The sequence below is a fragment of the Micromonospora purpureochromogenes genome (genome assembly GCF_900091515.1).
In the GTDB taxonomy this organism is placed as follows: Bacteria; Actinomycetota; Actinomycetes; order Mycobacteriales; family Micromonosporaceae; genus Micromonospora; species Micromonospora purpureochromogenes.
Genome location: NZ_LT607410.1, coordinates 5,380,903 through 5,394,303, shown reverse-complemented (window position 1 = coordinate 5,394,303; position 13,401 = coordinate 5,380,903). Strand labels below are relative to the sequence as shown.

General features: G+C 72.6%; 11 protein-coding genes. 8 read left to right on the top strand and 3 right to left on the bottom strand.

Annotated features, from left to right (window positions below):
* The first annotated feature begins 214 nt into the window (after window positions 1-214).
* On the top strand, window positions 215-1,846 hold the full coding sequence (locus tag GA0074696_RS24565) for an esterase/lipase family protein (protein ID WP_088963274.1): 1,632 nt from the start codon (window positions 215-217) through the stop codon (window positions 1,844-1,846).
* On the opposite strand, the gene GA0074696_RS24560 is transcribed toward GA0074696_RS24565, so the two are convergent.
* Window positions 1,776-2,261 carry a DUF7144 family membrane protein gene (locus tag GA0074696_RS24560; protein WP_088963273.1) on the bottom strand — a complete coding sequence of 162 codons (486 nt, stop codon included), beginning with the start codon at window positions 2,259-2,261 and terminating at the stop codon, window positions 1,776-1,778. The two genes, GA0074696_RS24565 and GA0074696_RS24560, sit on opposite strands and share 71 nt — an antisense overlap.
* 281 nt (window positions 2,262-2,542) lie before the next feature.
* Between GA0074696_RS24560 and GA0074696_RS24555 the strand changes: the two genes are divergently transcribed.
* Complete coding sequence (locus GA0074696_RS24555) at window positions 2,543-4,084, top strand: M4 family metallopeptidase (RefSeq protein WP_088963272.1); 1,542 nt, start codon at window positions 2,543-2,545, stop codon at window positions 4,082-4,084.
* Between the two features lie 218 nt (window positions 4,085-4,302).
* Here the strand turns inward: GA0074696_RS24555 and GA0074696_RS24550 are convergent, their stop codons facing one another.
* Window positions 4,303-5,088 carry a pyrimidine reductase family protein gene (locus GA0074696_RS24550; RefSeq protein WP_088963271.1) on the bottom strand — a complete coding sequence of 262 codons (786 nt, stop codon included), beginning with the start codon at window positions 5,086-5,088 and terminating at the stop codon, window positions 4,303-4,305.
* A 150-nt stretch (window positions 5,089-5,238) separates the two neighbouring features.
* Between GA0074696_RS24550 and GA0074696_RS24545 the strand changes: the two genes are divergently transcribed.
* The 6 genes from GA0074696_RS24545 to GA0074696_RS24520 all read left to right on the top strand — a co-directional run bounded on the left by GA0074696_RS24545 (window position 5,239) and on the right by GA0074696_RS24520 (window position 11,819).
* Window positions 5,239-5,784 (top strand): plasmid pRiA4b ORF-3 family protein, encoded by a 546-nt coding sequence (locus tag GA0074696_RS24545; protein ID WP_088963270.1) that lies wholly within the window; start codon window positions 5,239-5,241, stop codon window positions 5,782-5,784.
* Window positions 5,785-6,019: 235 nt separating this feature from the next.
* Window positions 6,020-7,318 (top strand): ABC transporter substrate-binding protein, encoded by a 1,299-nt coding sequence (locus GA0074696_RS24540; RefSeq protein ID WP_088963269.1) that lies wholly within the window; start codon window positions 6,020-6,022, stop codon window positions 7,316-7,318.
* 113 nt (window positions 7,319-7,431) lie between these two features.
* Entirely contained in the window at window positions 7,432-8,400 is a 969-nt protein-coding gene (locus GA0074696_RS24535) for a carbohydrate ABC transporter permease (protein ID WP_088963268.1), read from the top strand.
* Between the two features lie 11 nt (window positions 8,401-8,411).
* Window positions 8,412-9,254 carry a carbohydrate ABC transporter permease gene (locus GA0074696_RS24530; RefSeq protein ID WP_088963267.1) on the top strand — a complete coding sequence of 281 codons (843 nt, stop codon included), beginning with the start codon at window positions 8,412-8,414 and terminating at the stop codon, window positions 9,252-9,254.
* Window positions 9,251-10,684: a GH1 family beta-glucosidase gene (locus GA0074696_RS24525; protein ID WP_088963266.1), complete on the top strand. Its 1,434-nt coding sequence runs from the start codon at window positions 9,251-9,253 to the stop codon at window positions 10,682-10,684. Before GA0074696_RS24530 ends, GA0074696_RS24525 begins: the two co-directional genes overlap by 4 nt.
* Window positions 10,685-10,772: 88 nt before the next feature.
* Window positions 10,773-11,819: a LacI family DNA-binding transcriptional regulator gene (locus GA0074696_RS24520; RefSeq protein ID WP_088963265.1), complete on the top strand. Its 1,047-nt coding sequence runs from the start codon at window positions 10,773-10,775 to the stop codon at window positions 11,817-11,819.
* A 371-nt stretch (window positions 11,820-12,190) separates the two neighbouring features.
* Here the strand turns inward: GA0074696_RS24520 and GA0074696_RS24515 are convergent, their stop codons facing one another.
* Window positions 12,191-13,309: a phosphotransferase family protein gene (locus GA0074696_RS24515; RefSeq protein ID WP_088963264.1), complete on the bottom strand. Its 1,119-nt coding sequence runs from the start codon at window positions 13,307-13,309 to the stop codon at window positions 12,191-12,193.
* Between the last annotated feature and the right edge of the window lie 92 nt (window positions 13,310-13,401).

Genomic DNA, 13,401 nt, shown 5'->3' with positions numbered 1-13,401 from the left:
TCAGCTGCTCGTCTGGGTCAGGGCGCACGCCCTGCATCCTGCCCGAGGAGTACGACACGTTGCCACGCGACGCGGCGGACGCCACGCGCCGTCGTCGCGGGCCGTCGCGCTGCGGGACGGCGCGACCACGGTGTGTCCCCCTCGTCCGCGCGATTCCCCCACCGAGGGGCGTGATCCGCGAGAGCATCGGAGGGCCGCGAGAGCGAGGAGTGCCGTGGGAACGACGCGAGGCCGACTGGTCGGACTGCTCGGCCTCGCCGCGCTGCCCCCGGTGCTGGAGGAGGCGCTGCTGGTCGGCGTCGGCCTGCACGCCACCCGGGGCCTGGCCCCGCAGGCCACCGCCGTGTGGCCGTACGACTCGTACCACGACCTGCGCTGGCTGCTGGTGTACCACAACTCCTGGAAGATGTTCCTGCTCGGCCTGCTGCTGCTGACCGTGCTCCGGGGCGTGCTCTCCGCCGGGCTGACCGCGCTGGCCTGGCCCGCCGGTCTGCCGCGCCCGTCCTGGGGCTGGCTGGTCCGGCGCAACCTGGAGGTCGCGGTGCTCGCCGCGGTGGTCATTTCGCCGTGGGCCGCGCTCTCCGTCGCCTTCTCGGCGGTGGCGCTGTCCTGGTACCTGTTCGCCTCGCTCGGCCCGATGCTGATGCTCGCCCCCTTCCTGGTCCGGGCCGGGGTGGTGAGCCGGTGGTGGAAGGGGCTGCCGACGATCGAGCTGTTCGGCTGGGCGTCGCTGAACTTCGTGGTGCTCACCCTGGCCGGCGCGGTGATCTCCAGCACCCCCGGGTGGTGGACGGTGCTGGTGGCCGGTCTGGCCGGCGTGGCGAACGGGCTGCTCTGGCAGCGCACCGTGGCCGCCGCGACGGCGCCGGTCCGGCGCTGGGCGCGGGTGCCGGTCGGCCCGATCGCGATCGCGCTCGCCCTGGCCGGCGCCATCTGGGCCCAGGCGTTCATCGGGTTCGCTGCCGGTGGGGGGCAGGGGCAGTGGCGGCCACCGGTGCTCAGCGAGCGGTTGCCGGACCGGGTGCCCCACGCGGTGATCGTCCTGGGCGGGCACAACTCGAGCTGGGACGGGACTCCGGCCGCCGACCCGCGGGTCGAGCGCTTCTCCTACCGTGGCCTGGACGCGCAGGGCCGGCCGCTGCCATACCCGGCCGAGGCGACCCACCGGTCACTGGATTCCAGCAGCGCCCTGCTCGCCGACCAGGTCGAGTCGGTGCACCGGCGTACCGGACGCCCGGTGGCCCTGGTGGGGCAGAGTGAGGGTTCCATGGTGGCCCGCACCTACCTGGAGCGGCTGCCCCGCGGCCCGGTGACCACGGTGGTGATGTTCAGTCCGCTGGTCCAGGCCGGCCGCACCTACTACCCGCCGCCCGGGCACGCCGGCTGGGGGGTGGCGGCCGGTTGGGAACTGCGAATCATGTTCTGGCTGGCGAACCTGCCCCTGGCCGTGAAGGACGACCCCGACAGTTCGTTCGTGCGGTCGGTGCTGAGCAACGCGCCGTTCTACCGCAACCGCACCCTCTGCCCGGTACCCGGGGTCCGGATGATCGCCTTCCTGCCGACGATCAGCGCCGCGGAGGCGCCGCCGGGGGAGTACAGCCGCGTCCCGGTCTACCAGCAGCCCTCGCTGCACGGCGGCCTGGTGGGCGAGCGGGCGGTGGAGGACCGGGTGGTCGCCTTCCTGGCGGGAGAGCCGGTGGAGATGCCCCGGCGGGAGTACGGCCTGCTGCAACGGCTGGGCGCCGCCTGGCAGGCCCCGCCGCTGGCTCTCATGCTCAACCCGATCTGGTCGGCGACCAGGGAGGGGGATCCGGCGATGACGGGTCGGGTCTGCGAGCCCCGCTGAACCCACCCGTGGCCGGGCCCGTGCGACGGTGTCGCAGCAGCAGTCGCATGACCGCGGCGTCGAGCCCCACCACCAGCAGCGCGGGGACCGGCGCGTACGGGAACAGCAGCAGGTCGACGGCGGCGCTCAGGGTGGCGCAGCCGAGGGCGACCGACGCCGTGCCCCGGCGTCCGGTGGCCGCCGCCAGGCCGGCGAGCGTGACCGCCGCGCCGATCGCGACGTGCAGCCAGGCCCAGCCGGTGATGTCGACGAGGTACATGCCCCGGCCGGTCGTTACGACGAACGGGTCGACGGTCGTGGTGGCCCACGCGGACAGCAGGTCCACCAGGCCGCTGATGGCCAGCAGGGTGCCGGCCAGCAGCGGTGGGCCGGCTCGCTGCGCCCGGGTGGCGTCGACCGGCGGAGGAAAGCCCATTTCCCCAGGTTAGGGCCTGCGGCTGCGGCGCGGACCGGAGTCGACGGGGCCGGGAGCGACCGGCGGAACGCGAAAGTTCCGGAAAAAACCTCGGCCGGAAGTCGTGACAGAGAAGGGCCGCCTGGGTTCAGAATAGCCACAGCATTCATCGAGGATCTTCCGTTCTTCGATGGCTGTCGCCATGGCCGTACCCTGCGGTCTTCCATGGCCGGCCCGGGTCGACCCCCGCCCGGGTCCCGTCAGCCGGACCCCCTCCGGCTGTCCCTGTGGAGGCAGAACGTATGCGTCGAACCACCCTGCTGAGCGGCCTCGCCACGGCCGCTCTCCTGGCCACCGCCGCCACGGTGCCGACCGCCGCCGCGGCGGCGCCCGGCGCCTCCGGTGACCCGTTCACCCGCGCGGTCGCCCAGCTCAAGGCGCACTCCGGCGCCGGGCTCGCGGCGGACGGCCAGAGCTTCACCCTGCGTCAGGTCGCCACCGACGCGGACGGCACCGAGCACGTCCGGCTCAACCGCTACTCCGACGGCCTGCCGGTGCTCGGCGGTGACGTCGTGGTGCACCTCGGCAAGGGCAACGCCTGGCGGGGCGCCAGCCAGAGCCTGACCGCCGCCCCGCGGCGCGCCCCGAAGGCGAAGCTGAGCACGGCCGCCGCCGGCCGGGTCGCGCTCGCCGCGTCCACTGCCGCCGGTCGTACCGTCTCCGGCGCCCAGCTGGTGCACGACGCCGACCAGGCCGGTACCGCCCTGGCGTACGAGGTGGTGGTCGGCGGCACCTACGCCGACGGCACCCCGAGCGAGCTGCACGTGCTGGTCGACGCCAGCACCGGCGCGGTCCGCGACTCGTGGGAGGGCGTGCAGCGCGACGGCACCGGCAACACCTTCCACTCCGGCTCGGTGACCGTGGGCAGCACGGCCGCCGGCGGCACCTGGCAGCTCGCCGACGCCACCCGCGGCAACCACCGCACGTACGACCTCAACGGGAGCACCAGCGGCACCGGCACCCTGGTCACCAACGCCGGCAACGTCTTCGGTGACGGCACCCTGGCCAACCGGCAGACGGCCGCCGCGGACGCGGCGTACGGCGCGCAGAAGACCTGGGACTACTACCTGAGCACCCACGGCCGCCGCGGCATCCGCAACGACGGGGTCGGCGCGTACAGCCGGGTGCACTACAGCAGCAACTACGCCAACGCCTTCTGGAGCGACTCCTGCTTCTGCATGACGTACGGCGACGGCGGCTCCGGCTGGTACCCGCTGACCTCGCTGGACGTGGCCGGGCACGAGATGACCCACGGCATCACCAGCAACACGGCCGGCCTGCGCTACAGCGGCGAGTCCGGCGGCCTGAACGAGGCCACCAGCGACATCTTCGGCACCCTGGTCGAGTTCTACGCCGCCAACAGCAGCGACCCGGGCGACTACCTGATCGGTGAGAAGCTGCGCAGCAGCGGCGTACCGCTGCGCTACATGGACAAGCCCTCCAAGGACGGCTCGTCCGCCGACTGCTGGTTCAGCGGCGTCGGCCGGCTGGACGTGCACCACTCCTCCGGCGTGGCGAACCACTTCTTCTACCTGCTCGCGGTCGGCAGCGGCTCCTCGTCGTACGGCAACAGCCCGACCTGCAACGGCAGCACCGTGGCCGGCATCGGCAACGCCAAGGCCGGCGCCATCTGGTACCGCGCGCTGACCACCTACATGACCTCGCGGACGAACTACGCCGGGGCGCGCACCGCCACCCTGTCGGCCGCCCGGGACCTGTACGGCGCGGGCAGCGTCGAGTACAACACGGTCGCTGCGGCCTGGTCGGCCGTGAGCGTCAACTGACCGCCTGAGCCCCGGCGGGGGATTCCTCCGCCACCCGCCGGGGGAGCACGGCTCGTGCCACGGGCGCGGGTACGCCGACCGGCGTGCCCGTGCCCGTCGCCGTGGCCGGGGCGGACTGTCCGCGTACCCCTCCAGGTGGCGGCCGGGGACGGCCCGGCGCGGCCGGGGCACGCCCGGTGGCCGGCGGACGCCGGCGGACCCGGCGGACCCGGCGGCCGCTAGGCGGGTGGGGCGGCTCCGGCGGGCGGCGGCCCGGCGGCGTCCCGGGCGTGGCGCAGCATCAGCACGCCGTCGTCGGCGGCGAGCACGTGCCGCAGCGGCAGTTCCCGGGGCCCGCCCGGGTCGCCGGCGGTGATCCGGCCGGGGCCGGCCCCGGCGAGCAGCGGGGCGACGGTCAGGCAGAGTTCGTCGACCAGGTCGGCGGCGGTGAGCGCGCCGAACAGGTGCGGGCCGCCCTCGCAGAGCACCTGGCCCAGCCCCCGCCGGTGCAGCTCGGCCAGGCCGGCGGCCAGGTCCACCCGCTCGTCGCCGCAGCGGACCAGCTCGGCGACGTCGGTCAGCCCCGGGGGCGGCTCGGCGCCGGCGTGGGTCAGCACGACGGGTCGCACCGGCGCGTCGGCGAACGCGGCCTGCGCCGGGTCGAGGTCCAGCGACCCGGAGACGACCACCAGGGTGGGGTACTCGGGCAGCCCCCGCTCGCGCCGCCAGGCCCGGCGCGGCTCGCTCAGCCGCACCGCGCGGTAGCCCTCGTGCCGCAGCGTGCCGGCGGCCACCAGCAGCCCGTCGCAGAGCATCCGGAGCAGCCCGAAGATCCGCTTGTCCGGCTCGCCGGAGAGCCCGGCGGAGTAGCCGTCCAGGGTGACCGCGCCGTCGAGGCTGGCCACGAAGTTGACCCGCAGGTGCGGGCGGTCGGCGCGGCCGTAGAGCGCGGTCAGCTCGGCGTCGTCCAGGGGCGGGGTGGCCGGCGTCGGCCAGATCCGGCGGATCGGGATTCCGACGGTCATTCGCCGGCCGGACCGGTGACCGGAGGGGTGGGTGCGGGGGTACGGTGCTGGCAGTCGCACCACTTCCGGCCGGGACAGTCGTCGTGCCGCCGCTCCCGGCAGGCTCGGCAGATCATGTCGGCAGCCTATGCGGTAGGAGGAGGGGGCAGCATGCCACGTCAGATCTTCCAGCTGAAGATGTCCCTGGCCGGGGTCCGCCCGCCGGTCTGGCGGCGGGTGCTGGTGCCCGGCGGCTACACCCTCGACCGGCTGCACCGGGTGGTGCAGCACGCCATGGGGTGGCGCGACTGCCACCTGCACTCGTTCGAGATCGACGGGGTGCAGTACGGCGAGCCGGACCCGGACGGCGAGCTGTCGCTCCGCGACGAGCTGGACGTCCGGCTCGACGCGGTCCTCGGCAAGGGCAGCAGGTTCCGCTACACCTACGACTTCGGCGACTGGTGGGAGCACGACCTGGTGGTGGAGGACGCCTTCACCGCCGACCCGGAGGAGCGGTACCCGTCCTGCCTGGACGGCGAGCGCGCCTGCCCGCCGGAGGACGTCGGCGGCCCGTCCGGCTACCTGCTCCTGCTCGCCGCGCTCGCCGACCCGCGGCACCGGGAGCACGCGGCGATGCGGGAGTGGGCGGTCGGCGGCTTCGATCCCGCCCGTTTCGACCCGGGGCGGGCCAGCACGCTGCTGCGTCACCTCTGCTGATCCCTCCGTCCGATGGGGACCGTCGAGGACGTCGGCCGTAACGATCTGGGAACGCTCCCATCAGTCTATTGACACCCCTGACAATCTCGCGGCAATGTCATGGGAGCGTTCCCAGGGCGTGGCGTGGGTCACCACGCACCCCGCCCGGGCCGGCCCGGTCCGCCGGGCGGCGGAAGCGCGCAGATCACCCCCCACCACACCCAAACCCAGCCTCACCACTGAAAGAGGGGTCAGGATGAGCGTCACCACGCGGCGTACCCGCCTCGCGGCCGCCGCCCTGGCCGCGGTCACCGCACTCGGCGGTCTCGCGGCCTGCGGCAAGGACGACGACGACGCCACGGCGTCCGGCGGGAAGCCCGCCAAGCTGGTCGTGGACACCTTCGGCGAATTCGGCTACGACGACATCGTCAAGCAGTACGAGAAGGACACCGGCATCAAGGTCGAGCTGCGCAAGACCGCGCAGCTCAACGAGTACCGGCCGAAGATCGTCCGGGCGCTGGCCACGGGCAAGGGCGCGGCCGACGTGGTCGCCCTGGAGGAGGGCATCCTCAACGAGTTCAAGGCGAACCCGGCGAACTGGGCCGACCTCGGCAAGCTGGTCGCCAAGGACCACAGCAGCGAGTACCTGCCCTGGAAGTGGGAGCTGGGCAAGGCGCCGGACGGCCGGCTGATCGGCCTGCCCACCGACGTCGGCAGCCTCGCCGTCTGCTACCGGCGGGACCTCTTCCAGGCCGCCAAGCTGCCCGTCGAGCGCGACCAGGTCGCGGCCCTCTGGCCGGACTGGAACGCCTTCATCGAGACCGGCAAGAAGTACCGGGCCGCCACCGGCAAGGGCATGCTCGACTCGGTGACCACCGCCTCCAGCGCGGTGATGTTCCAGCAGGGCGGTGACCTGTTCTACGACAAGGACGACAACGTCGTCGCCGACAGCAGCGCCTCGGTGAAGAGCGCCTGGGACACCGCGATCGCGATGGCCGACGCCAACATCACCGCCGAGACGGCCACCTGGTCGCCCGAGTGGTCGGCCGGCTTCAAGCAGGGCACCTTCGCCGCCACCTTCTGCCCGTCCTGGATGCTCGGCATCGTCGCGGACAACTCCGGCCCGGAGAACAAGGGCAAGTGGGACGTGGCGCCGGTCCCCGGCGGCGCGGGCAACTGGGGCGGCTCCTGGCTCGCCGTGCCGACCCAGAGCAAGTACCCCAAGGAGGCGGCGAAGCTCGCCGAGTACCTGACCAACGCGCAGAGCCAGGTGGCGGCGTTCAAGCTCAAGGGCCCGCTGCCGACCAACCTCGAGGCGCTGAAGAACCCGGAGTTCCTCGCCTACACCAACGAGTACTTCAACAACGCCCCGACCGGCAAGATCTTCGGTGACAGCGTCTCCAAGATCCAGCCGCTGCACCTCGGTCCGAAGCACCAGGCCGTGAAGGAGAACGCCTTCGAGCCGGCGCTGCGGTCGTACGAGAACGGGCAGTCGACCAGGGACAAGGCCTGGGAGCAGTACGTCAAGGACGCCAAGACCCAGGGCGCCTTCTGAGCACTGACCGACCACGGCGGGTGGCGTCCGGGTCTTCCGTGCGCCACCGGCCGCGTCCCGTTGCACGTACCGCCCGCCTCACCGGCCCCGCCGGCGCCGGGAAAGGATCCCGCATGAGCCTGTCGGCCACGACCGCGCCGCCGTCACCCACGGCGTCGCCGCCCCCACCCACCCGGCGCCGCAGCCGGGCACTGTCGCTCAACCGCCTCGACCTCAAGCTCTCCCCGTACCTCTACGTCGCCCCGTTCTTCGTGATCTTCGGCATCTTCGGGCTCTACCCGATGCTGCGTACCGCCTGGATGTCACTGCACGACTGGAACCTGATCGGCGACCACAGGTTCATCGGGGTGGACAACTACACCCGGCTGTTCACCGACGAGTACTTCTGGAACGCCACGGTCAACACCTTCGGCATCTTCCTGCTCTCGACGATCCCGCAGCTGCTGCTCGCGCTCTTCCTGGCGACCCTGCTCAACCGCACGTTCCTGCGCGCCCGGACGTTCTTCCGGATGGCCATCTTCATGCCGAACGTGGTGTCGGTCGCCGCCGTGGCGATCGTCTTCGGCATGCTCTTCCAGCGCGACTTCGGCCTGATCAACTGGCTGCTCGGCCTGGTCGGGATCGACGCGGTGGACTGGGACGCGCAGCGGTGGAGCTCCTGGACCGCCATCGCCTCCATGGTCAACTGGCGGTGGACCGGCTACAACACGCTCATCCTGCTGGCCGGCATGCAGGCCATCCCGAAGGACCTCTACGAGGCGGCGGCCATCGACGGCGCCAACCAGTGGAAGCAGTTCTGGCGGATCACCCTGCCGATGCTCACGCCGACCTTCGTCTTCGTGGTCACCCTCTCCACCATCGGCGGGCTCCAGCTCTTCACCGAGCCGCTCGTCTTCGCCAACGGCAACATCATCGGCGGCGACCAGCGCGAGTTCCAGACCCTGGCCATGTACATGTACGAACTGGGTATCGAGAACCTCAACACCGCCGGGTACGGCGCCGCCGTGGCCTGGGCGATGTTCGTGATGATCGCCCTGGTCTCGCTGGTCAACTTCCTGCTCGTCCGCCGTACGGTCAAGTGAGGAGCGACCGGGTGAACTCCGCGTCCCAGCGCCTCTGGCGCACCAGCCCGCTGATGTACGTCGCCCTCGTGCTGGCGGTGCTCTTCTCGATCTACCCCTTCTACTACATGGTCGTCATCGCCACCCGCAGCCTGGACTCGATCAACGACGTGCCGCCGCCGGTCACCCCGGGCGGCGCGTTCGGCGACAACTTCGACCGGGTGCTCGACAACGACGCCGCGAACTTCCTCACCGGCCTGCTCAACTCGGTGATCGTGGCCGGCGTGGTGACCGTCTCGGTGGTGATCACCGGGTCGCTGGCCGGCTTCGCCTTCGCCAAGCTGCGCTTCCGGGGCCGCAACATCCTGCTGCTGTCGATCATCGTGACCATGATGATCCCGACCCAGCTGGGCCTGATCCCGCTCTGGGGCATGATCCAGGACCTCGGCTGGTACGACACCCTCTACGCGGTGACCGTGCCCTTCCTGGTCAGCGCCTTCGGCGTGTTCATGATGCGGCAGTACGCCACCCAGGCCATCTCCGACGAGCTGATCGAGGCCGGCCGGGTCGACGGGGCCGGCACCTTCCGGATCTTCTGGAACATCGTGCTGCCCGCGCTGCGCCCGGCCGCAGCCGTGCTCGGCCTGCTCACCTTCATGGAGACCTGGAACTCTTACCTGTGGCCGTACGCCGTGCTCACCCCGGAGAATCCGACCCTGCAGGTGTCCCTGGCGTTCCTCTCGTACGCCTACTACACCGACTACTCGCAGGTGTTCGCCGCGACCGCCATCGGTACCGTGCCGTTGGTGATCGTGTTCGCCCTGTTCGGCCGCCAGATCATTGGCGGGATCATGGAAGGTGCCGTCAAGTCGTGAGCAACCCAGACCACCCGCCCGCAGTCGGCGTACTCGACCAGGGGCCGGAACTGATCTTCCCGCCCGGCTTCCTGTGGGGCGCGGCGACCGCCGCGTACCAGATCGAGGGGGCGGCCACCGAGGGTGGCCGGACCCCGTCGATCTGGGACACGTTCAGCCACACCGAGGGGCGGGTGGTCGCCGGGCACACCGGTGACGTGGCCTGCGACCACTACCACCGGATGCCGTCGGACGTCCGGCTGATGGCCGAGCTGGGCCTGAAGTCGTACCGGTTCTCGGTGTCCTGGCCGCGGGTGCAGCCGGGCGGCTCGGGCCCGGCCAACGCCGAGGGCCTCGACTTCTACCGGCGGCTCGTGGACGAGCTGCTCGGGCACGGCATCGAGCCCTGGCTGACCCTCTACCACTGGGACCTGCCCCAGCCACTGGAGGACGCCGGCGGCTGGCCGGCCCGGGACACCGCCGGCCGGTTCGCCGACTACGCCGAACTCGTCGCGGACGCCCTCGGCGACCGGGTGACGTACTGGACGACGCTGAACGAGCCCTGGTGCTCGGCGTTCCTCGGCTACGGCTCGGGCGTGCACGCGCCCGGCCGCTCCGACGGGGCGGACGCCGTCCGCGCCGGGCACCATCTGATGCTCGGCCACGGGCTGGCGGTGCAGGCGCTGCGCGCGTCCCGGCCGCAGGCCCAGCTCGGCATCACCGTCAATCTCTACCCGGTCACCCCGGCCAGCGACGCGCCCGCCGACGTCGACGCGGCCCGGCGGATCGACGCGCTGGCCAACCGGTTCTTCCTCGACCCGGTGCTGCGCGGGTCGTACCCGACCGACCTCGCCGCCGACCTGCGCGAGGTCACCGACTTCGGGCACGTGCGCGACGGCGACCTGGCGGTCATCTCCACCCCGCTGGACCTGGTCGGCGTCAACTACTACAGCCGGCACGTGGTCGCCGCCCCGGTCGAGGGCGCCGAGCCGGAGCCGTACTGGCGGGCGCCGTCGTGCTGGCCGGGCAGCGAGGACGTCCGGTTCGTCACCCGGGGCGTGCCGGTCACCGACATGGACTGGGAGATCGACGCCCCCGGTCTGACCGAGACGCTGCGCCGGGTCCACGAGGAGTACACCGACCTGCCGCTCTACGTCACCGAGAACGGCTCCGCCTTCGTCGACGCGGTCATCGACGGGCAGGTCGACGACGTCGACCGGCTGGCGTACTTCGACGCCCACCTGCGGGCGGCGCACGAGGCGATCAGCGCCGGGGTGCCCCTGCGCGGCTACTTCGCCTGGTCGCTGATGGATAATTTCGAATGGGCCTGGGGCTACACCAAGCGGTTCGGGATGGTCTGGGTCGACTACGACAGTCAGGCCCGTATCCCCAAGTCCAGCGCCAGGTGGTACGCCGAGGTGATCCGACGTAACGGTCTGGCCGCACAATAGGCGAAGGCCAGCCAGTTCTCCGGGCGGCTCCGCGCCCACCCGCTCCCCACGGGTGGCGCGGATCCGCCCGACGTCGGAGGAGCAGACGATGACAACGCAGCGCACCCGGTCGCTCGGGCGCCCGACCCTCGACGCGGTCGCCGCCCGCGCGGGCGTCGGGCGCGGCACGGTCTCCCGGGTCGTCAACGGCTCGCCGCAGGTCAGTCCGGAGGCTCGGGCCGCGGTCCAGCAGGCCATCGCGGAACTGGGGTACGTGCCGAACCGGGCCGCCCGGGCGCTGGTAACCCAGCGGACCGACTCGGTGGCCCTGGTGGTCTCCGAGTCCGGCGACCGGGTCTTCACCGAGCCGTTCTTCGCCGGCATCGTCCGCGGCGTCAGCTCCGGGCTGCTGGAGACGCCGTTGCAGCTCTGGCTGGCGATGGTGCAGTCCCCGATCGAGCGGGAACGGGTCGAGCACCACCTGACCAACCAGCACGTGGACGGGGTGCTGCTGCTGTCGCTGCACGACTCCGACCCGCTGCCCACGCTGCTGGAGGAGCGCGACCTGCCGACCGTGCTCGGCGGCCGGCCGGCGCGGATGCTCCAGCCCGGGGCACAGCCGTCCTGGTTCGTCGACGTGGACAACGTCGGCGGCGCGCGGCAGGCGGTGGAGCACCTGGCCCAGCGGGGCCGACGCCGGATCGCCACCATCGCCGGCCCGCAGGACATGGGCGCCGGCCTGGCCCGTCTCGCCGGCTACCGGGACGCCGTCCGGGCCGCCGGGGCCGAGGTCGACCCCCGCATGATCGCGTACGGGGACTTCAGCGAGGGCAGCGGCGCGGCCGGGATGCGCCGGCTGCTGGAGGTCTGCCCCGACCTGGACGCGGTCTTCGTCGCGTCCGACCTGATGGCGTTCGGCGCGTTGCGTACCCTGCGCGAGGCGGGGCGTCGGGTGCCCGAGGACGTCGCGGTCATCGGCTTCGACGACGCCCCGATCGCCCGCCAGGCCGACCCGCCGCTGACCACCGTCTTCCAGCCGGTCGAGGAGATGGGCCGCCAGATGGCGCGCCTGCTGGTCGCCCGCATCCGCGGCGACGAGATCCCCGCCCCCCACATCCTCCTCGACACCCAACTCATCCACCGCACCTCCGCCTGACCCCCCGGGCACTGCGCGCCCCCACCCTCCGACGCCACGCCGTCACCCGCGCGCCGCACCCTAACCGCGCGCCGCGTGCCGCACTCCCTACAAGGCGCGCAAGAAAGCGTGGCTATTCGGCCGTGAATAGCCACGCTTTCTCTGAAAGTGCAGGCGCGGGGCGCGGGGCGCGGGGCGCGGGGCGCGGGGCGCGGGGCGCGGGTGACGCGGGGCGCGGGTGACGCGGGGGGTGGGAGTGCGGGGTCCGGTGGCCGAGTTCGCGCTTGGTGCGGGATGCCGCGTGGGCCTCGTCGGGGCGGTCGCGCAGGCGGAGTTGGCGGGCGGGGCCGGCGTCCAGCGGCTCGGCGGGGCGGGTGTCGAACCCGCCGTCGTCAGTTCTGCCGGGCCGCGCGGAGGCCGTACTCGACCAGCGGGGCCACCATGTCGCCGATGCGGTCGAAGCCGGGGCCGAGCGTCTGCCCGAGGGTGTGCCGGTAGTGGATGCCCTCGCAGATCACCGCGAGCTTGAAGCAACCGAGCGCGACGTGCCAGTGCAGCGGCCCGACGTCGACGTCGCTGCGGCCGGCGTACCGCTCGATGAGCTCGGCGCCGGTGGGGAAGCCGGCGCGCGGGCCGAGGCCGTCGGCGACCGGGTTGCCGGCGGCGAGGTCGCTGTCGCCGAGCACGTCCCAGTAGGTCAGCAGCAGGCCGAGGTCGGCCAGCGGGTCGCCGAGGGTGGCCATCTCCCAGTCGAGCACGGCGCGCACCGAGACCGGGTCGACGGTGGTGAGGAGGTTGTCCAGCCGGTAGTCGCCGTGCACGATCCGTCCGGCGTCGGCGCCCTCCGGAACGGTGCCGCCGAGCAGGTCGCGCAGCTCGTCGATGCCGGGCAGCGGCCGGCTGCGGGACCGGTCGAGCTGGCCCGCCCAGCGACGTACCTGCCGGCCGAGGTAGCCGTCGGGGCGGCCGAAGTCGGCCAGCCCGACCGTGGCCGCGTCGACGGTGTGCAGCGCGGCGAGGGTGTCCATCATCGCCAGGGCCAGGTCGCGCCGCTGCTCGGGCGAGAGCGGGTCGGTCTGGGCGCGGCTGCGGAAGACCTCGCCGTGGACCCGCTCCATCAGGTAGAACGGCGCGCCGATCACGTCGGTGTCGGCGCAGTGCAGCAGCGCCGCGGGGACCGGCACGTCGGTGGGCGCGAGGGCGGAGATCACCCGGAACTCGCGGGCCATGTCGTGCGCGGTGGCCAGCACGTGCCCCAGCGGGGGTCGGCGCAGCACCAACTCCCGCTCGCCGGCGCGCAGCAGGTAGGTCAGGTTCGACTTGCCCCCGGCGATCAGGGTGGCCGACAGCGGCCCGTCGGCCAGCTCGGGCCGGTGGGTGGCCAGGTAGCCGGCGAGCCGGTCGAGGTCCAGCCCCCTGGGGGACCCGTTCCGCCCGGCGGCGGTGGGCGCGGTGTCGGGGGCGGCCGGAGAACTTCCCGGCCGGAGCGCGTCGACGGCCGGATCAGTCATCCGAATAGTTGATGGCAGCTCAGCTTTCTTGTCAAGCCGGGATTTCCCCCCGGGACATGCCGCTGCAACAGGGGCGAAATGGTCAACCAGCA